The following is a 22,956-nucleotide window of genomic DNA, read 5'->3' as shown; positions in this document are numbered from 1 at the left end:
TAAAAGAGGTAGAGTGTTCCAGGCTTATAACTACTGCTGACAAAAGTGCCAGCAGAAACCTTAACTATTAGCTGCTGCTTCTAGCGCCAAAATAATCAATCCAATAACTGGCCGTTAGACAGCCGCCAACCTCTGGCAATGTTACATTTGATGAGTGAGACAACATGGCAAGCTTCTGGTGGATGTCTTCAGGCTTAATGCTTGCATAACTAACAAAGTCAGATGCTAAACCTTCCATCTCCTGCTTTGTTAATTTGCTATCCTTGAATAACTCTAACCAATCAGAAAACACACCTTGTACATGAATGCTTTCTTTATAATCTTCAAATGTAAATGCGCCATAACAATATTTGACGACAACTGACAGTTCATTGTAAATGCCTTCCAAATATTGATTAAAACCTATGTGCTTGCTCATTATTATCTCCCCGGTTAATGTAGCTTTAATTGATTCTAGTTGATAACTAAAGATATCGTTGTTCTTGCTCTTCTACGAAAGTCAGACGGATGAATATGGTAATCCTTTGACTTGGGTGCCCCTCCGAAAATGGAGTGCTTTGCGATACTTAAGATAAGCACCATTTTAATAACCTTTTTCACAAATACCTCCGTGTTAATTAGACGCCTTTAATATATCAATTTTGGTATATTAAGTCAATGTATTTCTTTCCTTGCGATTAATGAAGCAACTCAAATATCAAACCCAACCAGCGCTAGCTTAGATGCACCGCAAAAACACCTAAAACGACACATAGGAATTAAACAACCCAAAACAAGTACACCTACCGGGCGGCACGTCGTCAAGAAAAAGACCTACTGTAAAGGGGTTAATCAAGCAGATAACAATTAAATACATAACTATGTAAATACAGTATTACGTATTTAATACAGTAAAACACAACCTCCAGTGCTGCAGGCATCTTTAGGCCCAGACCAGAACACCGCTCTAAAAGAAACATCCATCTTAAACCAATATAAAAGACACAATACATTTGACTTTTATGTTAATATTGATATAATATCAGCATCAAGTAATTAATCAGGAAAATTAAAATGACTAACCAATATAAGCAACTTAACGTTTTAGAACTAAAAGACATCGTAGAATCTCAGCTTTGCGTTCACGGCGACCACAAGATTTTCATACTACCTGACACTCAGCATTCTATTTTCCTCACAGTAAACAATCAAAATGTTATGGATTGCCTGAATGAAAACGATTCATGCATCAATGAAAACAGCCTACAGCACCTGCTTAACGAATTGCAGCACCTCGACGACGATGCGCCTATCGGACTGTCAAATTCGGAAGATATCTCAGCAGACTTTGCCATTGGATTTAAAAGTGACGAAGGTTTCGTTGAAACTATTAACGCCTCAGAAATATATATCGATACCATCTTACGATAAGGGTTAAAATGAATTTCGCAATTTTCTCAGATAAGCTTGGCCAACCGGTCATCGCCGAAAAAATAAAAAAAGAGTCTTCTTGCCACTTTCTAGAAGGATACACTTATTCCGGGAAGGTAAGCAGCACAAACAAAATGCTGGCCCTTTCCAAGTTTAAAAAATTAAACCCAAACAATCACAAAGCACAAAAATTTCAAATCCTTAAACAAGTAAGTGATGATCAAGACCCGGTTAAAGTTATTTACTGTGACTTCAACGGCGTATTAGATGTGCATGAAAAAACAATGTCGTGCAACCGTAGCAGCACCCTAGGCATGTTAAGTGAAACGGTAAACATTAAAAATCTTTACCTTTTGCTTAAGCTGGCCATCGATACACAATCGCAAGTAGTGCTGACTTCAATGTGGAGGAACTATGGCGTTAATTTCCTTAATATATTTAGATTTCTTAAAAACTGTGGAATACCAGAGTACAATGAGTATTATATTGAACACAAAAATGCTCTCCCAGACATTGGAATGGACATTACCGAAAACTCTGGGCCTCGAACAAATGAGATTGAACGGCATGCAAGAGAGAACAACGTAACACACTGCGTTGTATTTGAAGATGATCACTTTATCGACTCTCGTCTAAATCCAATAAGAACAAATTATAGGGTTGGCTTACTACAAGAACACTTCGATGAGGCCTATAAACTACTATCTTAGTAACCCCATAAAGTGAATAGAATCAATATCGCCCATTAGAGCAGAATACAAATCTCTTTTATTGGGCCTTTTTTCAAAAGGAAGACCGACAATCTTACGCCTCTACGCCTTTTTCTGACTTTATAAGTTTATATACCTATTTACCCCTTTAGTATTGACCTGATATACCAATATTGATATAATATCTTTACTGAGTGAGGGGACGGAAGTTCTCTTCTCAATAAACAATATATAATTCGCAATAAAGCGAAATACTCTGGGGAGAGAATCATGAACACAGTTAAAGCACTTTTAAATAAATCACAAATTACTATGAATTTTCCAACAAATAGCGAACTGGCTTTTTTGTTTATTCGCCTTAGTAACAATAAAAGAATCTCTCTTTCTGCTCTAGACTTTAAAGAAAATGCACAATTCGGATTAGATAAAATTCGCCAATTTTGTTCTATCAATTCAGATGAAGAGTTAAGCATTATCATCGATCAAGAAAACAACTACTCAATGCACATATCAAAAGAGCTAGACGGCATCCGCTTTGAACTAAATGGCGAAGAAGTTAATTTTTGGTGTGCTAAAGACATTCAAGCAAATCCTGAAAAAACACTAGGGGAAGCTTACCTAGCAATGCTTCCAAACAAAGCGTATGAGGACTTGCTACTATCAAAAACTACCAGTGCTTACGAAGCGCACCTTAAGTCACGACAAAACGCTAGAGGCTTCAAATTAAAGGAAGCATTTAGCAACATTATTAGTAAAAGACATTTCATGGCCGTGTCTAAAAGAGTCCTCAATAAGCAACTTGAGTCAATAGACTCGTAATAACCCCATCAATTAAACGTACAAAGATGAAGAGAATATTAATCTCTCTCTTCATCTGTACACTCGTAATCGACTGCAAATAAAGTGCAAAAAAGCAGAGTATTACACCTGCCTTTATATACTTATTATACCAAATTGTATATAATGGACAAAATAACAATTCAAAGAGAAATAGAATGTACACAAAAAGAATAACACCAAGCAATATTCGCGTACTGAAAGGCAAATACTTTCGCTGGCTAACTGAAGGCCAAATCTTTCAAATGAAGCCACAAAACATCAAAGAAGAGTGGCTAGCACTTTTTAGTGCGCTAGATAATGCAATTACCAAAAAGAGCCCTTCTCTCATGTGGGAGGCTGCAGTCGACCACCTTATGATAATGGAATGTGAATTAGATGGCTCACCAGCTTTGTTTCAATACCTCTATGAAGCAATCGACGAATATCGCACTAGACGCGGTGTGGACAGTACATGCCCCCTAAATATTCTTATTGATGAACTGAAAAGCGATACAAATAAAGATAAGGAACTACAGTGCATTATCAGTGAAACATATGAAATGCTAACCGAAGACGAACTAGAATGCGAAACAGACCCGGCTAATGGTGAAAACTACATGTACAAAGGCACTGACATCTATCTCGCGTCTACAGCCATCCATCCAGAAGTAGCAGATTTTTTTGGCTTCAAAAATAACTCATTAAGAGAAAATGATGAGACGGACTCATTGTTCTATGGAGACATAAGCGGGCCCGACATGGCCAAAATATTGAAAGAGAATAAAAACCTCTTTATTTAGATCAATAAATCATTAGGTGACACAACACCGTCACCTAATAAATCCGCCCATTTGTAAAGCGCATCATTATTTCAGTTGTTTCAAAATAACTACTATTAGCAACACAACTATATTGACTATTATATCAATATTGGTATAATAATCAGCATACCAAAGAGATACTAATTGAGGATTTAATATGAGCAAGCAAGATCAAAAACCATTCAACATTCCGGCAATCGATAATCAAAAAGAAGCATTAGCAAAATATCTTAAAATCGATACCGATATCGTTGGAAATCTTGAAAAAATAATTCGAGTTTCTGTTAAGTGGCCAGAGCAAAAATTCGAAGTCGACGGTAAGTTCTACATAGTCTCTTCAAGCCAATCTGGACATAAAGACTCAGAAACAGTCTCAATTCAATTTAACTCTAATTTGTGGCTAATCGTCATCCTATAGCGCTCACAATCACGGCACGTTAAGTGCCAAACATACAATTTAGGAAATATTTAATGAAAAACGAAAATTACATCAGAATTCCTTCAATTAGTACAAGTGCACTTAACGAACAGGAATTATCTTCATTAACGTTAGAGTATATTAACGACAACACAGACGCCGTGTGCAGTGCAATATCTCTATTTCAAGTACTAGACAAATTAGTTGAAACAGATTGTAGTGATCTAACAAGAGTCAAGAACCTAGTCGAAAACTTCGAGACTGAAGACGCACTATTCTTTTTCAGTAATATTAATGTGGCAGAGATGGCCTTGGAGCTATTGAAAGATACTCCTGCATGTAAAGTGCAACAAAAGTTGAGTTTAAGCTGCCCTGTTCTAAATCTTTTTGACGCATCACACGAATTTACGGAAACACACATAGAAAGAGCAACAAACTTTGCAACAAGAGAGCTTTACCCTCTTTATTCAAAACCGTGCAAAGAAGAAATAAAACACTTTATAGAAAAATGTCCAAACGTCGCGTTCGCTATTGTAGACAATAACTATTTTGCATACTTAACATGCTCAGGCCAACTAATGGCTGCAGAAATCGCTTATGCTTATCTCGTTATCGATGGCTGCATTCCTCACAATATCGCAGATAAAAACACAGACTTTTCTTCACTATGCCCGTCGGGACAGCTTGAAGTCGCTGAATTCTTCGCTTAACTTAATGGCGCCTATTGCTATTAGGCGCCTTAAAATAAAATTAATACCATAAACTATTCGGAATTAAATTAAATAATGCAATAACCAACCACACGAAATGCTTAGCATTTGACTGAACAACACTACTTCATTATATTAAGGCACTAAATAAAATAATCCCATAAGTGACACTTAACATGTTAAAAAAAACTCTATTAGCCGCATCAGTAATTATTGGAACAATTTCCCTAGCTGGTTGTGATGCAAACAACACAGAAACCCAAAAACAAACACCCACCCCTATAACATACACTGAAGGTGTCCAATACAGAGTGCTAGAAAAACCTCTGCAATATAAAAACAATGAGATCACAGAGTTTCTTTGGTACGGCTGCCCTCACTGCTATGCTGTAAACCCAATTATCTTACAGTGGGAACAAGACAAAAAACTAACTCACACTCTCGTTCAAAAACACTCACAACTTTCAGAAAGATTCATGTTTGATGCAAATGTCTTCTATGGACTTCAGTTGATTGATAAAACGGAACTTAGACAAGAGTATTTCGACAAAAGGCAACAAGGGCAATTCAAAAGCACAAAAGACATTAATAATTGGATCCAAAGCAAAGGCATAAATCAAGATCAGTTCTTCAACGCTTTGAAAGCTCCAAAACTTATTGCTGAACGTGAACAAACACTAAAAGAAGAGCGCAGCACTGGCTCAACCGGTGTTCCCGCATTTATTGTTGAAGGGAAATATATAGTCCTAGTTCGCGGCCTTTCGAAGATAGGCGGGTGGAAAGCAGTACCTGGTCTAATTAACTACCTATCTGCTTTAGACGGCAAATAATATAATTGGCGCACCTTATTAAGGTGCGCTAATAACTAATCAGGAATAACAACAATATCAGACTCATCTGTAATAAGATCCAATGTTAGCGTTATACCAAAAATTCCTCTAAGGATTTCAAACTCTGCTTCCTTTAAGCTATAAAGCTTATTTAACACTTCCTCTTCAGAATCTCCGTCAAATGCCTTGAAATTATTCGCCTTGAAGCTCACCATAAAATACTTGGGCCTTTTCTTTAGCTTTTCAATGAGCGAAAGTGGCCCTTCTTCAATTGCCATCTCCTTCAGCATCAAACCACCCTGAAAAGCCCACTCAGTATCTGTAAAGTGCTTCTCAATCTCTTCTCTAGCAATAGAATTAGCCTTACCCCAAGAGTTAGAATTAATCTTTAACAAAAACGATATAGTCGCCTCAACAGAGTTAATAATGTAAATAAAATCTCCTGATGTATCAGAAACTTGCTGGTGGGCATCCTCAGGCTTATCTTCTCCAGTTAAGAGCTCTTTAATGCTCACAGGTATTTCTTCACCTTCTTCATTAAGAAATGCAACAAAGCGAAGTAAAGCCTTCTCTCTTTCGTCTGACATACCAAAAAGCATTGCATCATCTGCAACCATTGATGAAAATGACAAGGCCATATCTTTAAAACTCATAAATATCCTTTTATTTAAACAAACTTAAATATAATATAATTAAAATACAAAAACAGTCAACAAAGGCAGAAACAATGCTAACACTTAATAAGCTAATAATCTTAACCGCACTGGCTATTTCATCTAACATACAGGCTGATGAGTTGATCCTCTCAGCGGATGAAGCATTTCAACCTTCATACACATCAACTTCAAATGGAAACGTATTTGTTCAATTTAAGATAGCTGATGGATACAAACTTTATAACAATATGTTTGAAGTTGATTCTAATGCAAACATCATTGAAATAAGTGAAGGCACCAATGAAAACGACGAGTTTTTAGGAAATGTCACTGTAAGTAAAAACATTGCAACGCTACTCATAGATAAAGGCAATGTGAGTAAACGCGAATTCAACTTATTCTATCAAGGCTGCAAAGATAAGGTTATATGCTACCCAGTCCAGCAAGCAATAATCCATTATTAACTTTCAACAAACTATTACCTAGTGGCCGACTTCATGCAATCCGCATAGGCAAGTGAGCCATTAGCTTCTGGCGTATTACTGTTCGAATAAGCAAAATCAACTGCATCTTTTATTGCATTCAAATAATGCTTATCACCTCCATTGCGGGCATTGGAATCAAAGTAGCTTAATGTAACGGCCTTAGGTTGACCTTTGTCACGCAACATTGTTGATGATTCATAAAGTCTTCCCCTTAATTGACAAAATTCAAGATTGGGTATGATCTTCTGCCAAGCTATATTTGTCCGACCTAAACAGTGCTCAAGGGACTTAGACTGGGCATTATCAAGCGAAATAGACTCATCTCCGTACACATAGGTGAAGGTGTCATAAACAGTATTTAAGAATGTTTCCTTTGCCGCAACATCAAGCGACTTAAAACTATCTTCTTTAGATAAGCCATAAACCAATATAGTATAAGATTCATTTAGACTGCTTTCTTTGTTAGCAATCTTTTCTTGAGCCGCCTGAACGCCATAGTTAGACATCACCTGACATATTGAATATGGGTGCTCAAGCTCTTCACCAAAGACTAATGATGGCGCCACAGCCGAATAAAGCATAACGCCCGTCATTACATAACCTTTAATCATAATCTCACCAATTCACCTCTAAAAGAGCATCATAAAACCAAGCATTATTGATCTAAACAGCAGTGATACTACCGAACGGAAACGATGCGACAATCTCACGGCTGCCACTCTTTAACATTCCTGTCGCATATACCATGCAGCCCTTTTTGAACTTATCAAGTGAAGAGTCAAAATGCCCCGAGCTATAAACACTAACCAGTTTTAAAGGGTAATCAAATCGGTCATCAGAAAAAGACATAACTAGCCGATCACTGTCACAAGCAAAATCTTTCTCAATATATGCATCTCTAGATAGCGTTACGGTAAGCGTATGAATTGATATCTCATTATTCAAAATTTACATTCCTTTAATATACTTTAACTTATCACTTATTATATACCTTTATAGATAAACTGACAATAAACATTAGTTGCGAAAGATATCATTTATTATATTATTTTTTTAAAAACACCGCTTTAAAAGTTGACCAATACTATATAATTAGTTATATTTAAATGGCTTTACAAAACGGGGAAATTTATGAATAAGCAAAAAACAATAACAGCTCTTATCGGAACTGTAGCAATAATATCATCTGTAATGAGTACTAATGAAATAATGGCATATGGACTAGTTGCATTGGGGGCAACAATTACATCGCTAATGCTTACACCTATACTTTCTATTACAATAAATCCGGTTGTCGAACGATTACTTTCAACTAAGTTAGGTCGTCTTTTGGGAAATAAAGGTCGAATTGTTTGTAGAATACTATTTACGGTGCCAAGCTTAAGCAAAAAAAGAAAGGCATAAACCAACACAAATAAAGCTAGGCCTTTATTTGATTAATTGGTCTAGCTTTCAGAATAAAAATTAAACCTGAGTCAATAATGAACAAAAATAAAGAAACTAAACTCGAGCAAAATGAATATGATGAAGATGACATTATCATTATCAATGAAACAGATTTATTCAAATAAAAACAACTTCGTCAAAACATAACACCTCGCAAAATATTACTTTTTGATAATAAACCCTACTCAATATCTAACTTATCAACTAATATTAGTGTCTGTATAATCACAAGGGCTAATAAATTGATCGAGCAAAAGATGGAAACCAAACGAAAAGCTCTTCCCATTACACCATTTAAAGTAATGGGAAACCAATACGTCTCACCTATGATTTACTTTGACGGAAACAAAAAAAGTATATCGGCCTCTGTCCAGGACATTCCAAATCTTGATGAAATCATTGTGAACAATGAAGTGCTCTCATTCTCAATACTATTCCCGTTCAATAAAGAGTCTGAGTTCACCATATACCCAACAGATAAAGGCTTTTCAAGATTACTTATCATTAATGAAATTCGCCGAGCATATAGGGCTGTATTCAGACACAATCAAGGAACATCTGCAAGGTGGGAGACAGTCACAACAAAGGGCGGCATTCAATCATTCTTGGTTGACTATCCGCTAAAGGGATTATACGTAGAGAAGATCCTTATTTCAGAAAAAGATAATAGACTATACATAACCACAGAGTGTGCACCAGAAATAAAAAGAAGTGACTCCCTGCCCTTTTAATATATGTTTGCATTAGGTTACAATCACATTGATATTAACCTAATGCTAATGTATAATAAATAAAAAAAGAGGCGAACTATGAATAACTTAACTACAGAAAAACGAACACTGCACAAGGGGTTTATGAGCCTCGTCGAAATGATTGCCTCATATACTTCAAGTGATGGGAAAAAAGTAAAGGCCAAATTTGAACTGCTTGAAAGAAGCGACTGCGCAAGCATCTTGCTTTACGATCAGTCAGGCAATGTACTTTTGCTTTCACAATTCAGACCTGGTGCAGTTTGCCACTCGCCAAACAACCCTGAAGTTCTAGAAATGATTTCAGGTGTAATTGAAGGCAACGATAGCCCAATTGAAACAGCCATTAGAGAGTCTGAAGAAGAATCAGGCGTGATTGGTGCAGACATAAAGAATATTAAAGAAATTGGCGCATTTTATCTTTCACCTGGCGGCTCTACAGAAAGAGCTCATATATTTACAGGGATGACTGACCTATCCAAGATAGATCTAAATAAAGTGTATGGATTAGAGCATGAAAGCGAATCTATCAAAGTTACCATTCAGCATGTCGACTCTGTATTGAACGACGCTAAAAACCTAAACATCAACGTAACTCTGTATGCGGCACTTCTTAATGTGAAATCAGAAATCAGTAAATAACACCATACAAAATGCTCACATCCGTGGGCATTTTCTTAAGCAATTAATTATTGTAGCCAAAATAAAATACACTGAATACACTCAATGCATCGCTAAAGCTCGCAGCATAAACAACATGTGTCCTACGGCCACAAGAATGCATCGCTAAAGCTCGCAGTCCAAACAACATGCGCCCTGCGGTCACAAGAATGCATCGCTAACGCTCGCAGTCCAAACAACATGCGCCCTACGGTCACAAGAATGCATCGCTAACGCTCGCAGTCCAAACAACATGCGCCCTACGGTCACAAGAATGCATCGCTAAAGCTCGCAGTCCAAACAACATGCGCCCTACGGTCACAAGAATGCATCGCTAAAGCTCGCAGTCCAAACAACATGTGCCCTGCGGTCACAAGAATGCATCGCTAAAGCTCGCAGTCCAAACAACATGTGCCCTGCGGTCACAAGAATGCATCGCTAACGCTCGCAGTCCAAACAACATGTGCCCTGCGGTCACAAGAATGCATCGCTAAAGCTCGCAGTCAAAGCCCTTTCTTAGTTGTGTTGTTCAAACCTGATTTAGCTAAAGAGTGAAAGATAGGCCAAGTCTTAGGCGCTGAGTTCAGGCACAGCGACCAACATCTTGAATTACACCAAGATGACTAATGGCCAAACAGGCCATTAGTCCTTTAGAACAATTAATGGCAAATTGGCGTGTATTATAATGTGTTTTGAGTGGTGTATTATTGTGTATTACTGTGTATTGATGTTGTTTTAGATAATTTATAAGGCAGAGAGAATCGAGACTATTAATGTGGGCTATTTAATTTCTATTAAAAACAATTGTACGACTAGCTATTTTAAAAACTAAAAAAGGACAGTTAAGTCCTCTTCTATAGTTCACCTGAAGCGTTAAGCCCGCTGAAGCCAGATCTAACTGTCCCAAGCGCAGCTACAAGAATGAATGGTGCCATCCAAACTAATGTAGAAACAAGCCCCTCACCTTTAAGATCGTTTGCAAGCATAGCGACCCAATCTGAATGAATCCACTCCGCATTTTCCCAACGAAGCCAATGAGCAACATCACCAGAAAAAATTCTTAGTAGCGTGTATCCAATAATTGCAAATATAAACATAATAATCTCCTCTTTAATTTAATACTATCGATTTTAGTTATAAGTTCTTAATGCATAATTCCCCTAAAATCAACCTATATTATAACAGTTAACGCACCATGTGTCAACCACACCTTAAAGCTAATTTCAATCTTTTTTTTATACTAATTTATAGCAATAGAGGCAACCCTAAAATATAAAGCAGATTTTTATCTGAACCTAAAACAAAGTTTTAGATACACCCACTTCCGTTTGATTGTTGTTCATACTTGTTTTAAGAATAAAGCAAAGACAAACAAAGGCTGAATTAAGCTATTGTTTTAAATGGGATTTATTGACTGACTTCATGTAATTTGGTATAGTTTAAAGCTTAAATCCCACCCGTTAAAGGACATAAAATGATTAATATCTCTATCAAATTTCACCTATATGAATTTAACGGGAATACGTTTGAAACAATGGATCAGATAGAGTCAAACATCTATTCAAACATAGCCAGTCTAAAAAGAAAGATTCCGAATTCTTTTGGTATTACTTTCTCGATATTACAATCAAGCAAAGACACTTTCACAACCATTCTGCGCATAAAAAACACCCACAAACCAATTTCTGAAGATGTGACAATCGGCCAAATAGAATCTAATTTCAATTCACTAAAAAAAAGAGGTCTTCTAAATACAGGTCTTCACAACTGGGAACTAACAACAAGCTTCATACAGGCTTAAAAAAGGACTCTAAGCCAATAATTACAAATCCAACCCAACCTCTTACCAGACTCCTAAAAACGCCTTAAACTTAACCTGTTCGCATGCATTTTAATCAAACAAACTCTTTTTTAAAAAATAAAATGTAAAAATGGAAAAATAGGTCCTACATATATAAATACAAGCAATAACGTAAAACTTAAAAAATCAGATCTTACATATTTACTAATCACAAATCAGGAAACCCAACACATATATTTTAAGTACTAAATGAAAACTAATGACTAATACTTAATAATAATAAGTTATTGAAAACCCTAAAACATTAAAGAACAAGTAAATAACACGAGACTACGAACACTTTGGTTTATCTCTTAAAGTCAGGCTTTAGACTGACTTTGACCAAAAAGACTTTTTTGAAAACAAACTTATTTTCTTTAATTATTTTTTTTTACATATAATCAATTAAGCAAGATAAGCTTCAATTAAAAATGGGCGAATAACAACGCACCTAGGCTATAAAGTATAAAGAGAATAATAATGTCTGAATGTCAAAACATAGAACTCAAATATCTTACTGAACAGAGTAATGGAATTAGGCTCTACATAAATAGAGGAATGAAAAAACACAAAGAACTTTTTCTATACAGAAAACACGGCGGCAAAGATAAAACTCTCGCGGCTGCAAGATCAAAAAGAGATCTGGTACACATGGATTTATTTGGGCAACCTATTAGCAAAAACTTTACACACATATTAAAAAAGAAGAACTCCTTAAACCCAGAACTTCCCCCTGGAATATCGCTCGGATACTCTAGGAAAAAACTACTGTATGTTGTGGTCAACTACACCCAAAATAAAAAACCGACAAGAAAGAGATATAACATAGAAAGCCTCACCTACAAGGAGGCGCTAAAAAGAGCAATTGAGTTTAAGAAAAACCTATAATCATCCTTCCAATGAATCACTGTCCTGCTCTGTAATATCATTAAGTGCTTTTAAATAAGTGCTTATTTTTGCCACTTACATCCAATTTCCATAAAATATATTTGAAAACTGGCAAATTACATGTTATAACTATTATAACTATTGTAACTATTATAACCTTTATATAACTAATATAAGGACTCAAAAGACGTTAAACGCAATATTTGCCAGCAAGATAAAAAATGCGACTAATATTTATTGCCACCAGTGACAAAATCAATGCCACCAGCGACAAATCCAGTGCCAAATTCGGCATTATTGTTGTCACCAGTCCACAACCCCTATTTATCAAAATTAATTTGATCGACACTCCTTTTTAGTTAGCTATATTTTCTTTGTTTTCGTTCGCTCACACTCACTGTTTGTAAATAACATCTACACAAAGCAATATTACGAACAAAAAATAATGATTTATTTTTTTACAGTCTCCCTTATAAATTGAATCAACCACCACCCAAAACTTGACCATTAACTCCAATATTGTCTAATTAAATATAGATTATGTGTCAGGCAGATGATAATATCGCCAAAGCTATAAAAGTGAGCTCTTGTGATGAAAAAAAACAACAAAAAAACAATCAAAGAAATTACTGCAGAAATTAAAAAGGCAAACGAATCACTCCAAAAACAACTTGAAGGTCATGAATCTGATTTTAAAGTTGATGAAACCTCATACGAACAATTTCGCGATGGTTTAAGGTTTATGACGGGTTTGTTTGTTCTTTTAATGACAGTTTCCTTTTTAATTAATATTGCTTCTACCATAGTGTTATCCACAAAAAGCGACGTAGAAATATACACAACAAGTCGCAATGGTGATGTTGAAAAAGTAATAAATATAAGAAAAAAATAAAGGCTTTCTATGTCTGATAAGAAAAAAATACTTCTCAAAAAAGGCGTAAAGCCTGAAAAACAAGACAAAACAAAAAAAGAAAGAGGTACGACAAACGACCCTCTTATTGACGTAGAACTAAGAAAATTATTCTACAAAGACCAATATACCAAAATGACAAAAATGGCTGCTGCAAGCCTTATCTGTTTTGCAACCTCTATAGCTGGTGTTACATATTCTGTGATGAAAGAGCCTGGCACTGTTTATATTGCTGTAAACGAAGACAAAACACTTACCAAGCTAATTCCTTTATCTCGCCCGAATCAAAAAGACTCAGTTGTAGCAAGCTGGCTGTCTAATTCTTTAGTCGATACTTTTGACTTTAGTTACTCAAATATAAAGTCGCACTTAAACCAAGCGACGATGGAATATTTCACAGATAGTGGCAGACAAGAGTTGCTTAACGCGCTTGAAAAAACAGGGAACTTAAAAGCAATTGTCGATAGAAAAATGATCGTATCTTTATCTATTGACTCTGTTCCTTTAATTCTTAAAAAGGGAAAGCCGAGTTTTTCTAATCGGTACTTATGGAAGATCGAGGCTCAGGCAACTCTCACATACAGAACAGAAGCAAAAGAATTTTCTAACAAGGTTCTTTTTACTGTAACTGTTGCGAGAGACAGTTTGTTGTCAAATTCAAGCGGAATCGGCATTCATAGAATTGTTATAGAAAAGCAAGAACAATAAGAAAAATAAAACGGAACACAAAATGAAAACTAAATTAAAAGCGACCTCTATAGCGGTTCTTTCTGCCTTATTTTCGTATTCAGTACTTGCTGCTGATACTGGTTTAGAAATAGATATTAGTGACACAGCAAAAAAAACGGTGTCTACTAGTCAGGCTAAAGAGCAGCCTAACTCAATTAGCACAGAGGTAAGTAGTGAAGATAAAGAATTCTTCAACAAGGTTTTAAATAAAGCCGATAATGAAGGCTACTTATCTTCAGATGAAGTTACCAAGATTAAAAACAAACAGCATATTTTGTTTAAGTATCTTTATGAGCAAGAGCAATTGGAAAACTTACGAAATGTTCTTGGTGATTCAAAAATTGAGGAGCAGAAAGCAGATGCTCTAAATAAGAAATTTCCTTATACCCTTTCTGAATTGAAAGAATTGAGACAAATCGACAGTAAAATTGCTGAAGCAACTAATTCTCCTGTTGATCCTGTTAAATTCAAAATAAAGACAATCACTATTGATGTTGATGCGCCTGATCCAATTGTTGTGAATGTTGCTAAGGGATATTCCTCATCTATTATGTTTTTTGACCAAACAGGAAATCCATGGCCTATTGAAGGTAATATTATTGGTGATGGTGACTCTTTTAAATCATACCCAATAGAAGGAAAAGAACACATTGGTGTTTTTGAAATAACGACACGATTTAAAGAGAGCAACGCTCTTATTAATTTAAAAGATCTAAACGTACCTATTGTCATTAGATTGAGCGGAAGTGAAACAGACATTGATGCTCGAATTAGCGTTAGAATCCCGAAGTTTGGACCAGAGTCAACAAGCATGGGTTATTCATCTAAGTCTAGAGAAAAGACAAGCACTATGATGCTCAATGTCCTTAATGGTGACAAGATTAATGATGCAAAACTTTATGATTTAGAGGGCACCAATGGAACGGCCTGGTATAAAGATGATTACCTTTATATTAGAACCAGAGATAACTTAATTTCTCCCCCTTGGAAAGAATCTGTTAGTTCTCCGACAGGATACAACGTTTATAAGGTTCCTCCTGTAAGTAACCTCCTATTTACTGTTGATGGTGAAATCAGAAGAGCAACAATCAAAAACAGTTTTGAAGTTAAATTAAAGCAAAAACAATCGATTTTTGAATAAGGCCTGGAGAACAATTTAAAATGGCAAAATTCGTAGAAAACCTCAAAAAAAATATACCGCCTAAGGCTAGAATGGTTCTTGGGATTACTTTCGTGTTAACCGGGGGCTGTGTAATTTATGGGATTAACTCATTGGCGTCTGGCGGCAATAGCAATGATTCACAATCTAATAAGAGTAATTTAATCTCACCTCCAAATAAGGATGATATTGATAAAGCCAAACCAGGTGATAAATCAATAATTCCAGAAGAGTCTCCTTATGGTATTGAAATAGCAGAAGAAAGAGTTAAGGAAATAGAAACGGCTAAGAAATCTGGCGGCGGTTTTATGGATAAAATTGAAATTTCTAACTCTAAGGCTGTTATTGCTGATTTAAATAAAGAATCATCATCACTAATTGATTACAACATAGGTGGAAGCATCGATGACAAAATTAATCAAAAAGATGAAATAAAGCAGCAAAGAGAAAATCTAGCTCAGGCAAAACGTAACAGAAACAGTGGCGCTAAAAATAAAAACACTGATAAAGATGCTAAAAAGGCCTATGAAGATCAAGTAAAGAGCGATGACGATTTCATCAATAATGAACTTGAAAAATATGCTGAAAACATATATTCAGAAAAATTAAACAGTGAGAGCATCTTTACCCAGAATGGTACCAGTTCTGGTTACCAGCCTAATGTGTTTGGGGAAGAGCAACAAGGCCAATCTTCTAATCGTTCAGGCAATGGAAGCTTTAGCTCTGTTACCTCAAGTAAATATTCTAAAACAAACAAATCCAATAATAACAATGGCAGCTCTGCGCTTAGCACATTAAATAATGCAAGAGGACTGGCAAGTGAAAGAACGGGAACAAATGGGTCATCTAATGGTGGCAACAATGAGAAAAACGGCCAAGGTCAGAACTCTAACAATAGCTCTAATTCAAGATCAGGCTCACAATCAAGCCAGAGCTCGAATTACTCGAACGTTGTAAATCCTCTTGGTTCTGAAAAAGTAAGTCACAGTCAGCACATATCTGTTGGTGAAATGCATTATGCAATACTGCAAATAGGCATAAACACCGATGAGATTGGTCCTGTACGTGCAATTGTTCCCGGCAATGGTAAAATTGGTGAAGCTATCCTAATCGGCACTCCAGTGCGCATTGGAGAGAAAGCATCTATTTCATTCAAAACAATGACCATTGATGGTAAAGAGTATCCTATAAGTGCAATTGCACTTGATCCGGAGACAATGAGACCAGGTCTTGCTGATGACGTAGACAGACATATATTCGAGCGCTATTTTAAGCTTGCTATAGCGGCGGCGGCTGATGGATATGTTGATGCTATTTCTAGCTATACAACGACGACTTCTGATGGGACTACTGAAACCATCTATGAGGCACTTCCAGATGCTAGTGACCAGATTGCGACTGCTGTAGGTAAGGTTGGTGAGGTTCTTGTTCCTATCTTTGAAGAAGATTTTAATATGGATCCAACAATTACAGTAAATCAGAACAGCAACATACTGATCATGTTTATGTCTGGGATAGATATCCCTTCAAATTAATATTATCGACATACTATATATAATTACACTATTAGGTCGATAATTTATTGTAATGGTTTAAGGCGAATGTTAAAATTCGCCTTAAATATATCTGTAATATAAAAAATGTCAGGAAGTAAATTATGAGTGATAAAGATAAAAAGCTAGGCGATTTAGATAATTTAGACGGTTTGGACAGCTCGAACCATGCTCCTGGCCAAGAATATTCTGAATATGATGAAGCAATTGCGTCTCTTTCAGAAGAGGAAGATGAATCATTGGTGGAAGTGGAAAATGTAGAAGATAACAGCGGTAAAGTTGTTGAGTTTGAAGAAGAAGATGAAGATGAAGACGAATCTAATACTTCTAGTGGTCGAAAATCTTTTATTAAAAATGCTGTAATGCTTTCTGCCGTTATTCTTGGTGCGAGTACAGCAACATACTTCGCTGGTGTGCATTTTAATCTTATTGGTGGACATAAAAGTAGCCACTCAGCTACTCCCCCATCTCATGAAAATGATACCTTCATTGTTTTAGATGATAAAGATTCTAAATCAAAAGCAGCTTCTGACAATAAAGCTAAAGAAGTTGCTGACAATGAAGGCTCTTTTACAACTGAAGAAGTTGAAAGTAAGCCTAAGCCTAAGTCAAATGCATTGGTTATTAACTTAGATAAAGATGAACCAGTAGAAACAAAGCCTGTAAGCAAGCCTGAAATTAAAAGGCAGCCAGAAGCTAAGATGCCTGTCGTTGAAGACGAAGGCTATTTAAATGTAGGCAATGATCAAGATCTGATCTCTGAAATAAATGTTAAGTTAAATAATGTAAACAATAATACTGTTTTACTGAATGGTGTAAATACTGGCATTAATCAAATCAAACAATCGGAATCAGATCATTTCGATATGCTTATTGCTAAAATCAATAAATTAACAGATTTGTCTAGAGCCGACGGGAAATCTAAAGTAGTTGAGGTGGAAAAAGAACTTCCTCGACTAAGCTTCTCTGAAAAAAAATCACTGATTAAAAACAGAAGTAGAATACCTGGATATAGTGTTATTTCAACTTCAGTAGAAGGCGACATGTCAATTGTTCGCTCAGTTAAATACGGGAAAGAACGAATCAGTGTGTTCTTTAAAGGCGAGAAGATGATTGTTTCTGGTAAAGGTGTCCTGAATGTTCAAGAAATCAAAGACAGTGGTCACTTAGCCCTTGTAGGTAACAGATACTTTATGGATGATACTTACATCCCATACATAGCGTCATCAGATAAAAAAACAAGCCATAAAAAAGAATCTAAAAAAGAATCTAAAAAAGAAGTGGCTAAAAAAGAGCATAAAAAAGCACCTATGCTAAAGAAAAAGCCTGAGCAGAAATCACAAGTGGTTACCGGCTCTATAGCTAAGCCAATAGCCTTTAAAAGTTTTGCGCGTGGCTGGAAACTAAATGGTGTTTACCCTGATGGGTTTCTCATTGAAAGCCCAACTGGTGAATGGATAACAAAAGTGGTCGGTGAAAGCATACCGGAAATGGGTATTGTTCAAGGATTAGATGATTCTGGAAACCTTATTGTAGACAAGTTTTTAATTAAATTAGTTAAACTACCAAACTAAATACAATAAACCCCTACCAAAATTAAATAAATGCTAACCCATTATGGGTTGGCATTTTTTTTTACTTAATATAGTATATTTTAAAAAACAAATAGAGAATGCATTTGAATAACAATAATAAAAGAAAGATTTCTCTTTCAGTAAAACGAAGTGCTTTTAGAAGCGATGACCCATCATCGGAAGAGGCAGATAAAGAATTTCAGCTTGTTCGACGTAGTGTTCTCACTAGGGATAGCAACACTTGTCAATATTGCGGGTTCACTGCAGATAAATATCAGGAGGTACATCATATTGATGACAATCACTCTAACAATAGTGAAGATAACCTTATCACGATATGTGCCCTCTGCCATTCTTGCTTCCACATTGGGTTGAGCGGCACATTTAATCGCGGGGATATAATTAGACTTGATCCTAAGCTGAACATATCACAGGCTGAACTTAATCAGCTTGTGAGAGTACTATGGATAGCAGAGGAGAGTACGGAACAGTCAATAAAAATGATTTCAGTCAAGAACTTAGCTAGACTGGCGAATCAGAAAGTTTCTGCGATTAGAAAGTTAGGAACATCAGATCCACTTGTTGTAGGCGATTGGTTACTTCAATTGAGCGATGAAGATTATAGTCAGCGTGACCTTGCATTATCTGAGTACTATTTTTTACCAAAGAAATCCGGCTATGGTCCACAATTCAATCATTGGTCGTCTAATTCATTTAAAAACATACCATCAAGTGACTGGCTAGAAGTGTCAGAGCAAAAGCTCAGATCGTGGTCAAATAACAAGTATGGGAATGACTCTAATGAAAGTATTATTTCAGTGCTTACTCATGACCAATAAAATATTGCCACTATGGCTCACTTGGTATATATTAAATAAAAAACATAAACAATAACAATAATAAAAAGGCTTTAAAAAATGTTTTTAAAAATTAAGAAAATGCTATCTAACAAAAGCGTAATTTTGTCACTTATGACTATCCTTGCTATGTCTGTTTCACTGGATGTAGCGGCAGAAGATGGGTGGGCAGAAGCTCTTGAGACAGGAACAGAAACTCTCGATGCTATTAAGGCGTTTGTTGTTGCAATAGCATACACAGGTGGTGTAATTCTATTCGTAATTGGTTTGTTTCTTATCTATAAGGACAACAAAGAAGAAGGTCGAGGCCACTTTAAGAACGGTATTTATGCCTTAATCATCGGTTCAATTCTTTTAATTCTTCCAACTGCAATTGGTTGGTCTGTTGTGTCAGTAGGTGCAAAATCTTCAGACATGGAAACTGAGGTTTCAGAAGATTTCTAGTCATAAACTATTCTTACGAAAAACCTGCTTATGCAGGTTTTTTTTTGCCCAAATGTGTATTCACAATAAAATTTTTTTGGCTTTACGACGTACCTCAGAAAAAGAACATTATAGACATAATTAGTTCTAAGAAAATTCGATAATTATATTTAGAATTATTGTGGCTGAATTAGCCGGAAATCTCTATTAAGGATTTATAGCCCCATTATAGATGCTGAAAAGAAAGAAGCAGTGGCTCCAAAGTATATAAAAGCAGCGAAAGGTAATTCATTGTATATTGATGAGAGAGCAGGATTAAGTAAAATATTCTTTTATAAATGAACTCGATGCTAAATATAACGTATCCGCTGCTTATGAAGCTATAAGAGTTAGTTCGTCAGCCTATTAAACTTACCATAAAAGACCAGATGAGTTAATTAGCGTCCAAACACCATGACTGTAACGACGTGAACGCTGTTGATCCCAATCAACTACTTTCAGGCGATGACAATTGTTTACAGACGGGCAAAGGCTGAACCTATTTAGCTACTGTCACTGTCCCATATTCTCTCCATATTGTGTTTTGCATGCCCAAAAGAATGGCAAAAATCAGATCTAAAAAGCGTTAATTAACGCTTACAGATTAAGAAACAACCAAAGCATCGTTTTTCATAGTGGCCAAGAATCTAAATAAACTAGTGGCGACTTTAGAAAACGTTTAAACAATTTAACTGAAAGAAGATGTTAGCGCATGCATTGATAATGAAATTGTAGAACGATTTTTCTGGAGGTTTTAAGCAAGACAACTTATTTAAAGTCCCACAATCAGCTAACACACATATGCGTGATGATGTAGATTGATATTAAGTATACCAATCATTAAAGCCGGCACTAAGTTAATTATGATCAGTACCCAATTGAGTTTAAACAATCAATTACAAACGTGTCCGATTTGACTTGCCTGAACATGCTTAATATTTTCGAATGTAAAGCTCAAAAAAGAAAATACAGCCTAAGAAGAGGTAAAGTTGTGTCAATTAAGAAGATATAGCTCAAGGCTAGATAGAAATATCCCAACCTTTATTCCAATACAAAACGGGCACAACCTTGTTCTATTAAAAAGTCATTAAAAAGTAACTTTCATTAATTATGCTAATCACTTTTACGACGATAGTAACGTCGAAGATCTGAACATGCAGTTCTAATAGCGACAATTCTATAGTGAGTATCAGCTATTGGTCTTGCATCTAGTTCCTTGTCATTTGTAATAGATTGTCTTAATTCCTTGAAAGACGAAGATTGATACTCCCCGCCTCCAACCTTTTTAATATCATTGGCGATAGTAGTAAGTTCTTTTACACCTCTGGTAAGCTTTGTCAGCATTATCGTACTACTAAGGCTTTGATTTGTAGTTGTCCAGAATAACAATGCATCATCCTCAAGAATTTCTAATTTCTCTCTGAACTCCCTAACCCATTCATTATGACAAGAGTTTTGAGAGGATTTAGATCCATATCGCCATTGTGAATATGCAATTACAACTGTAATTGCCCAACCTAAAAAGACCAAAACCCATGTGACATATTGACTATCGTCTTTAAGAAGTTCAGTTAAGTAACAAAGCTTATCAGCGTCCCATTTGCATTGTTCTGCTAAACTTATCGCAGGTTCAAACTTTGTCATTTACAATCTCCTAACTCTTCTATCGCATCATCAATGTATTCTTTTATTTCATCGATAAGCTCAGGCTCCTCATTCGAAATAAATTGTATATTTTTTACATCATCAATATTAATGCCTTCTCTTATTAAGCCACCAAAAGCTTCTTCCAAAAATGAAGAACCGTAACCCTCGGTATCATCAAGATCTACTGTTAAGTCTTTATCTTTATTTAATGCCTTTATTAGCCATTCTTTGAAATCTTCTCCAGAACTTGCTCCTAATCTTTTATATCTAGGTCCTGGGCATGTGTATCTATCTAAAACTTTTAATATTTTCATTGTTCATCCCCTCTTAAGGGTATTGTCCATTCGATTATGGTTCCTGAAACTGAGTGTTTATAATCAAACATAAGTTCTTTGACTATTCCTTTCTCGCCTTTATACATATATCTTCCATTATTAGAAAAAATAGACAAAATTCCAACCCCTGTTGAGTCAATAACTGATTTTATATCTGTTAAACCCTTACCGCGATTTGATTTTCCTGTCCGCGTACTAGATAAGCTTGTAGCAGCCTTAATAAAGGTTGAATCTTTAACTTTAAAGGGATCATATCCCAAAACTTTAAGTAAATTAGTTAGTTGACTGGCACCTTGCGTTTTAGGCAATGTTCTAGGTATGCCAACCCCTTTGTCACAAATAACAACAACCAGGTCAGAACCTTTGATTCCTGCAAATGTCCACCACTTAGCAGTCTGATCTTCTTCATCGTGTTCGCTATCATCAGTATAGGCATGCTCAACAGAGTTTGACATTGCTTCAACAAAGCCCCTATATAACCTTCTACTGGCTTTTCTTTCTAGCTCAACTTTTATTTCCGCGATCATCGACTTAGCTAAAATAGGCTCAGAACAAACCCCTGAGGTATACTTCCAGAAATTTACATCATCATATTCAGGGGTTTCTCGTTTACCTTTTTTAAGTAACCCATAAAAACCTACCTGCTTTAAGATGCTTTCTATTTTAGGATCTTTCGGGTGATTAAACGATACAGCGTATGTTCCAAAAGGACTTTTTTTGGTAATAACATCTATTTCAGCCAAAAGGGATAGCATAGCAGCCGCACTAATTTTTGTTGTTAAAGAAAAATCCAAATATACTCTTCTATTCGAGCCCAAGGCGCAGCTTTTGATTTGGTTCAAGAAATGATTGTTAATTTCATAGTTACTTTTTAGATAATAATCTACTTCAGTAGGTACAATTAAATGAATTCTTTTGTTTGATAAGTAATTACTTGGACGAGTAATATAGTGATGAGGGCATTTTATTTTTCTAAGAGAATCCTTTGCCTTTTCAATAACATCCCAAGAGCATAAAAAGCTATTTCTTAATTTACGTTTCAGCTTACTTTTTCTAGTTCTAAAGGCACGTTTCTTAATAGCTCTATGGCTAATAGATTTAGTTTGTTTCATAAAGGCTCCCCAGCATAACTCTATGTTATCACAATAACTTTAGTTTACTAAAGCTTACACCTTAACTTAGAAACAAAAGAATTATTTAGAGAACTACAACTAAGAAAAATCTTATTTTGGCTGGTGACTACTTATTGAAAACTATTTCTATTATTAAGTTGTTTGGATAAATGGTC

The 22,956-nt window shown here is 35.7% G+C and carries 27 protein-coding genes; 19 read left to right on the top strand and 8 right to left on the bottom strand.

Going from position 1 to position 22,956, the window contains the following annotated elements:
* Positions 1-67 precede the first annotated feature (67 nt).
* On the bottom strand, positions 68-418 hold the full coding sequence (locus tag SP041_RS00800; protein ID WP_025562872.1) for a hypothetical protein: 351 nt from the start codon (positions 416-418) through the stop codon (positions 68-70).
* A 635-nt stretch (positions 419-1,053) separates the two neighbouring features.
* On the opposite strand from SP041_RS00800, the gene SP041_RS00795 reads away from it, so the two are divergent.
* The 7 genes from SP041_RS00795 (at position 1,054) to SP041_RS00765 (ending at position 5,718) form a co-directional block, all read left to right on the top strand.
* Positions 1,054-1,410: a hypothetical protein gene (locus tag SP041_RS00795; protein ID WP_025562871.1), complete on the top strand. Its 357-nt coding sequence runs from the start codon at positions 1,054-1,056 to the stop codon at positions 1,408-1,410.
* A gap of 8 nt (positions 1,411-1,418) precedes the next feature.
* The gene (locus tag SP041_RS00790; protein WP_025562870.1) at positions 1,419-2,120 is read left to right on the top strand and encodes an HAD domain-containing protein; all 702 of its coding nucleotides are present in this window, start codon (positions 1,419-1,421) and stop codon (positions 2,118-2,120) included.
* A 270-nt stretch (positions 2,121-2,390) separates the two neighbouring features.
* Complete coding sequence (locus SP041_RS00785; protein ID WP_025562868.1) at positions 2,391-2,939, top strand: hypothetical protein; 549 nt, start codon at positions 2,391-2,393, stop codon at positions 2,937-2,939.
* Positions 2,940-3,115: 176 nt separating this feature from the next.
* Positions 3,116-3,739 (top strand): hypothetical protein, encoded by a 624-nt coding sequence (locus SP041_RS00780; protein ID WP_025562867.1) that lies wholly within the window; start codon positions 3,116-3,118, stop codon positions 3,737-3,739.
* Positions 3,740-3,917: 178 nt separating this feature from the next.
* On the top strand, positions 3,918-4,178 hold the full coding sequence (locus tag SP041_RS00775) for a hypothetical protein (protein ID WP_025562866.1): 261 nt from the start codon (positions 3,918-3,920) through the stop codon (positions 4,176-4,178).
* 53 nt (positions 4,179-4,231) lie between these two features.
* Positions 4,232-4,888 carry a hypothetical protein gene (locus SP041_RS00770; protein WP_025562865.1) on the top strand — a complete coding sequence of 219 codons (657 nt, stop codon included), beginning with the start codon at positions 4,232-4,234 and terminating at the stop codon, positions 4,886-4,888.
* 311 nt (positions 4,889-5,199) lie between these two features.
* Positions 5,200-5,718, top strand: a complete 519-nt coding sequence (locus SP041_RS00765; RefSeq protein ID WP_170968507.1) for a DsbA family protein — start codon at positions 5,200-5,202, stop codon at positions 5,716-5,718.
* 35 nt (positions 5,719-5,753) lie between these two features.
* On the opposite strand, the gene SP041_RS00760 is transcribed toward SP041_RS00765, so the two are convergent.
* Positions 5,754-6,371: a hypothetical protein gene (locus SP041_RS00760; protein WP_025562863.1), complete on the bottom strand. Its 618-nt coding sequence runs from the start codon at positions 6,369-6,371 to the stop codon at positions 5,754-5,756.
* Between the two features lie 74 nt (positions 6,372-6,445).
* Here SP041_RS00760 and SP041_RS00755 point away from each other — a divergent pair, with 74 nt between their 5' ends.
* On the top strand, positions 6,446-6,838 hold the full coding sequence (locus tag SP041_RS00755; protein ID WP_025562862.1) for a protein-disulfide reductase DsbD N-terminal domain-containing protein: 393 nt from the start codon (positions 6,446-6,448) through the stop codon (positions 6,836-6,838).
* Between the two features lie 14 nt (positions 6,839-6,852).
* Here the strand turns inward: SP041_RS00755 and SP041_RS00750 are convergent, their stop codons facing one another.
* Together SP041_RS00750 and SP041_RS00745 are read right to left on the bottom strand one after the other, a co-directional pair.
* Positions 6,853-7,470: a hypothetical protein gene (locus SP041_RS00750; protein ID WP_025562860.1), complete on the bottom strand. Its 618-nt coding sequence runs from the start codon at positions 7,468-7,470 to the stop codon at positions 6,853-6,855.
* Positions 7,471-7,522: 52 nt separating this feature from the next.
* Positions 7,523-7,804 (bottom strand): hypothetical protein, encoded by a 282-nt coding sequence (locus SP041_RS00745; RefSeq protein ID WP_025562859.1) that lies wholly within the window; start codon positions 7,802-7,804, stop codon positions 7,523-7,525.
* A 186-nt stretch (positions 7,805-7,990) separates the two neighbouring features.
* Here SP041_RS00745 and SP041_RS00740 point away from each other — a divergent pair, with 186 nt between their 5' ends.
* The 3 genes from SP041_RS00740 to SP041_RS00730 all read left to right on the top strand — a co-directional run bounded on the left by SP041_RS00740 (position 7,991) and on the right by SP041_RS00730 (position 9,696).
* Positions 7,991-8,263 carry a hypothetical protein gene (locus SP041_RS00740; protein ID WP_025562857.1) on the top strand — a complete coding sequence of 91 codons (273 nt, stop codon included), beginning with the start codon at positions 7,991-7,993 and terminating at the stop codon, positions 8,261-8,263.
* A gap of 299 nt (positions 8,264-8,562) precedes the next feature.
* Positions 8,563-9,036 (top strand): hypothetical protein, encoded by a 474-nt coding sequence (locus SP041_RS00735; protein ID WP_137297173.1) that lies wholly within the window; start codon positions 8,563-8,565, stop codon positions 9,034-9,036.
* A gap of 78 nt (positions 9,037-9,114) precedes the next feature.
* Positions 9,115-9,696: an NUDIX domain-containing protein gene (locus SP041_RS00730; RefSeq protein WP_025562855.1), complete on the top strand. Its 582-nt coding sequence runs from the start codon at positions 9,115-9,117 to the stop codon at positions 9,694-9,696.
* Between the two features lie 872 nt (positions 9,697-10,568).
* Here the strand turns inward: SP041_RS00730 and SP041_RS00725 are convergent.
* Positions 10,569-10,811: a hypothetical protein gene (locus SP041_RS00725; RefSeq protein ID WP_137297172.1), complete on the bottom strand. Its 243-nt coding sequence runs from the start codon at positions 10,809-10,811 to the stop codon at positions 10,569-10,571.
* 1,223 nt (positions 10,812-12,034) lie between these two features.
* On the opposite strand from SP041_RS00725, the gene SP041_RS00720 reads away from it, so the two are divergent.
* The 8 genes from SP041_RS00720 (at position 12,035) to SP041_RS00685 (ending at position 19,668) form a co-directional block, all read left to right on the top strand.
* Positions 12,035-12,442, top strand: a complete 408-nt coding sequence (locus SP041_RS00720; protein ID WP_137297171.1) for a hypothetical protein — start codon at positions 12,035-12,037, stop codon at positions 12,440-12,442.
* Between the two features lie 592 nt (positions 12,443-13,034).
* Positions 13,035-13,334: a hypothetical protein gene (locus SP041_RS00715; RefSeq protein ID WP_137297170.1), complete on the top strand. Its 300-nt coding sequence runs from the start codon at positions 13,035-13,037 to the stop codon at positions 13,332-13,334.
* 9 nt (positions 13,335-13,343) lie between these two features.
* Complete coding sequence (locus SP041_RS00710) at positions 13,344-14,060, top strand: DotI/IcmL family type IV secretion protein (RefSeq protein ID WP_137297169.1); 717 nt, start codon at positions 13,344-13,346, stop codon at positions 14,058-14,060.
* 22 nt (positions 14,061-14,082) lie between these two features.
* A complete protein-coding gene (locus SP041_RS00705; protein WP_137297168.1) occupies positions 14,083-15,222 on the top strand; it encodes a DotH/IcmK family type IV secretion protein in 1,140 nt (379 codons plus the stop codon).
* Between the two features lie 20 nt (positions 15,223-15,242).
* Positions 15,243-16,775 (top strand): DotG/IcmE/VirB10 family protein, encoded by a 1,533-nt coding sequence (locus tag SP041_RS00700; RefSeq protein WP_137297167.1) that lies wholly within the window; start codon positions 15,243-15,245, stop codon positions 16,773-16,775.
* Positions 16,776-16,897: 122 nt separating this feature from the next.
* Positions 16,898-18,367: a hypothetical protein gene (locus tag SP041_RS00695; RefSeq protein WP_137297166.1), complete on the top strand. Its 1,470-nt coding sequence runs from the start codon at positions 16,898-16,900 to the stop codon at positions 18,365-18,367.
* A 98-nt stretch (positions 18,368-18,465) separates the two neighbouring features.
* On the top strand, positions 18,466-19,206 hold the full coding sequence (icmJ, locus tag SP041_RS00690) for a type IVB secretion system protein IcmJDotN (RefSeq protein WP_137297165.1): 741 nt from the start codon (positions 18,466-18,468) through the stop codon (positions 19,204-19,206).
* Between the two features lie 78 nt (positions 19,207-19,284).
* On the top strand, positions 19,285-19,668 hold the full coding sequence (locus SP041_RS00685) for a DUF6750 family protein (protein WP_137297164.1): 384 nt from the start codon (positions 19,285-19,287) through the stop codon (positions 19,666-19,668).
* Positions 19,669-20,799: 1,131 nt separating this feature from the next.
* On the opposite strand, the gene SP041_RS00680 is transcribed toward SP041_RS00685, so the two are convergent.
* The 3 genes from SP041_RS00680 to SP041_RS00670 are packed head-to-tail and all read right to left on the bottom strand — an operon-like array spanning position 20,800 to position 22,780.
* Positions 20,800-21,330: a hypothetical protein gene (locus tag SP041_RS00680; RefSeq protein ID WP_137297163.1), complete on the bottom strand. Its 531-nt coding sequence runs from the start codon at positions 21,328-21,330 to the stop codon at positions 20,800-20,802.
* Complete coding sequence (locus tag SP041_RS00675; RefSeq protein WP_137297162.1) at positions 21,327-21,647, bottom strand: STAS-like domain-containing protein; 321 nt, start codon at positions 21,645-21,647, stop codon at positions 21,327-21,329. Before SP041_RS00675 ends, SP041_RS00680 begins: the two co-directional genes overlap by 4 nt.
* Positions 21,644-22,780 carry an ATP-binding protein gene (locus SP041_RS00670; protein WP_137297161.1) on the bottom strand — a complete coding sequence of 379 codons (1,137 nt, stop codon included), beginning with the start codon at positions 22,778-22,780 and terminating at the stop codon, positions 21,644-21,646. Before SP041_RS00670 ends, SP041_RS00675 begins: the two co-directional genes overlap by 4 nt.
* Between the last annotated feature and the right edge of the window lie 176 nt (positions 22,781-22,956).

Source organism: Psychromonas sp. SP041 (assembly GCF_000470315.2).
GTDB lineage: Bacteria > Pseudomonadota > Gammaproteobacteria > Enterobacterales > Psychromonadaceae > Psychromonas.
The sequence above is the reverse complement of the archived record's forward strand: the minus strand, read 5'-3'. Positions and strand labels throughout refer to the sequence as shown.

Bases quoted from the DNA above. Each gene is read 5' to 3' on its own strand.
- SP041_RS00760 (WP_025562863.1), bottom strand. From the start codon at position 6,371: ATGAGTTTTAAAGATATGGCCTTGTCATTTTCATCAATGGTTGCAGAT.
- SP041_RS00785 (WP_025562868.1), top strand. From the start codon at position 2,391: ATGAACACAGTTAAAGCACTTTTAAATAAATCACAAATTACTATGAAT.
- SP041_RS00740 (WP_025562857.1), top strand. From the start codon at position 7,991: ATGAATAAGCAAAAAACAATAACAGCTCTTATCGGAACTGTAGCAATA.
- SP041_RS00735 (WP_137297173.1), top strand. From the start codon at position 8,563: ATGGAAACCAAACGAAAAGCTCTTCCCATTACACCATTTAAAGTAATG.
- icmJ (WP_137297165.1), top strand. From the start codon at position 18,466: ATGCATTTGAATAACAATAATAAAAGAAAGATTTCTCTTTCAGTAAAA.
- SP041_RS00685 (WP_137297164.1), top strand. From the start codon at position 19,285: ATGTTTTTAAAAATTAAGAAAATGCTATCTAACAAAAGCGTAATTTTG.
- SP041_RS00780 (WP_025562867.1), top strand. From the start codon at position 3,116: ATGTACACAAAAAGAATAACACCAAGCAATATTCGCGTACTGAAAGGC.
- SP041_RS00800 (WP_025562872.1), bottom strand. From the start codon at position 418: ATGAGCAAGCACATAGGTTTTAATCAATATTTGGAAGGCATTTACAAT.
- SP041_RS00695 (WP_137297166.1), top strand. From the start codon at position 16,898: ATGAGTGATAAAGATAAAAAGCTAGGCGATTTAGATAATTTAGACGGT.
- SP041_RS00705 (WP_137297168.1), top strand. From the start codon at position 14,083: ATGAAAACTAAATTAAAAGCGACCTCTATAGCGGTTCTTTCTGCCTTA.
- SP041_RS00710 (WP_137297169.1), top strand. From the start codon at position 13,344: ATGTCTGATAAGAAAAAAATACTTCTCAAAAAAGGCGTAAAGCCTGAA.
- SP041_RS00700 (WP_137297167.1), top strand. From the start codon at position 15,243: ATGGCAAAATTCGTAGAAAACCTCAAAAAAAATATACCGCCTAAGGCT.
- SP041_RS00675 (WP_137297162.1), bottom strand. From the start codon at position 21,647: ATGAAAATATTAAAAGTTTTAGATAGATACACATGCCCAGGACCTAGA.
- SP041_RS00790 (WP_025562870.1), top strand. From the start codon at position 1,419: ATGAATTTCGCAATTTTCTCAGATAAGCTTGGCCAACCGGTCATCGCC.
- SP041_RS00670 (WP_137297161.1), bottom strand. From the start codon at position 22,780: ATGAAACAAACTAAATCTATTAGCCATAGAGCTATTAAGAAACGTGCC.
- SP041_RS00730 (WP_025562855.1), top strand. From the start codon at position 9,115: ATGAATAACTTAACTACAGAAAAACGAACACTGCACAAGGGGTTTATG.
- SP041_RS00750 (WP_025562860.1), bottom strand. From the start codon at position 7,470: ATGATTAAAGGTTATGTAATGACGGGCGTTATGCTTTATTCGGCTGTG.
- SP041_RS00715 (WP_137297170.1), top strand. From the start codon at position 13,035: ATGAAAAAAAACAACAAAAAAACAATCAAAGAAATTACTGCAGAAATT.
- SP041_RS00770 (WP_025562865.1), top strand. From the start codon at position 4,232: ATGAAAAACGAAAATTACATCAGAATTCCTTCAATTAGTACAAGTGCA.
- SP041_RS00755 (WP_025562862.1), top strand. From the start codon at position 6,446: ATGCTAACACTTAATAAGCTAATAATCTTAACCGCACTGGCTATTTCA.
- SP041_RS00680 (WP_137297163.1), bottom strand. From the start codon at position 21,330: ATGACAAAGTTTGAACCTGCGATAAGTTTAGCAGAACAATGCAAATGG.
- SP041_RS00725 (WP_137297172.1), bottom strand. From the start codon at position 10,811: ATGTTTATATTTGCAATTATTGGATACACGCTACTAAGAATTTTTTCT.
- SP041_RS00775 (WP_025562866.1), top strand. From the start codon at position 3,918: ATGAGCAAGCAAGATCAAAAACCATTCAACATTCCGGCAATCGATAAT.
- SP041_RS00720 (WP_137297171.1), top strand. From the start codon at position 12,035: ATGTCTGAATGTCAAAACATAGAACTCAAATATCTTACTGAACAGAGT.
- SP041_RS00795 (WP_025562871.1), top strand. From the start codon at position 1,054: ATGACTAACCAATATAAGCAACTTAACGTTTTAGAACTAAAAGACATC.